The 1,365-nt window shown below is 56.0% G+C and carries 1 rRNA gene; it reads right to left on the bottom strand.

Annotated elements, in window-relative coordinates:
• Positions 1-2 precede the first annotated feature (2 nt).
• Positions 3-1,365: ribosomal RNA gene (locus ACWDAK_RS41285) — 23S ribosomal RNA — on the bottom strand; the annotation flags it as partial.

Genomic DNA, 1,365 nt, shown 5'->3' with positions numbered 1-1,365 from the left:
CTGAGGACAAGCCCTCGGCCTATTAGTACCGGTCAACTCCACCCCTCACAGGGCTTCCATATCCGGCCTATCAACCCAGTCGTCTACTGGGAGCCTTACCCTCTCAAGGAGGTGGGAGTGCTCATCTCGAAGCAGGCTTCCCGCTTAGATGCTTTCAGCGGTTATCCCTCCCGAACGTAGCCAACCAGCCATGCCCTTGGCAGAACAACTGGCACACCAGAGGTTCGTCCGTCCCGGTCCTCTCGTACTAGGGACAGCCCTTCTCAACACTCCTACGCGCACAGCGGATAGGGACCGAACTGTCTCACGACGTTCTAAACCCAGCTCGCGTACCGCTTTAATGGGCGAACAGCCCAACCCTTGGGACCTACTCCAGCCCCAGGATGCGACGAGCCGACATCGAGGTGCCAAACCATCCCGTCGATATGGACTCTTGGGGAAGATCAGCCTGTTATCCCCGGGGTACCTTTTATCCGTTGAGCGACGGCGCTTCCACAAGCCACCGCCGGATCACTAGTCCCTACTTTCGTACCTGCTCGACCCGTCAGTCTCACAGTCAAGCTCCCTTGTGCACTTACACTCAACACCTGATTGCCAACCAGGCTGAGGGAACCTTTGGGCGCCTCCGTTACCCTTTAGGAGGCAACCGCCCCAGTTAAACTACCCACCAGACACTGTCCCTGATCCGGATCACGGACCCAGGTTAGACATCCAGCACGACCAGAGTGGTATTTCAACGGCGACTCCACAACAACTGGCGTTGCTGCTTCAAAGTCTCCCACCTATCCTACACAAGCCGAACCGAACACCAATATCAAGCTATAGTAAAGGTCCCGGGGTCTTTCCGTCCTGCTGCGCGAAACGAGCATCTTTACTCGTAATGCAATTTCACCGGGCCTATGGTTGAGACAGTCGAGAAGTCGTTACGCCATTCGTGCAGGTCGGAACTTACCCGACAAGGAATTTCGCTACCTTAGGATGGTTATAGTTACCACCGCCGTTTACTGGCGCTTAAGTTCTCAGCTTCGCCCGGACGAATCCAGACTAACCGGTCCCCTTAACGTTCCAGCACCGGGCAGGCGTCAGTCCGTATACATCGCCTTACGGCTTCGCACGGACCTGTGTTTTTAGTAAACAGTCGCTTCTCGCTGGTCTCTGCGGCCACCCCCAGCTCAGAGTGCAAGACCCATCACCAGGAATGGCCCCCCTTCTCCCGAAGTTACGGGGGCATTTTGCCGAGTTCCTTAACCATAGTTCACCCGAACGCCTCGGTATTCTCTACCTGACCACCTGAGTCGGTTTGGGGTACGGGCCGCCATGAAACTCGCTAGAGGCTTTTCTCGACAGCATAGGATCATCCACTTC

This window comes from Kitasatospora sp. NPDC001175 (genome assembly GCF_053598215.1).
The sequence above is the reverse complement of the archived record's forward strand: the minus strand, read 5'-3'. Positions and strand labels throughout refer to the sequence as shown.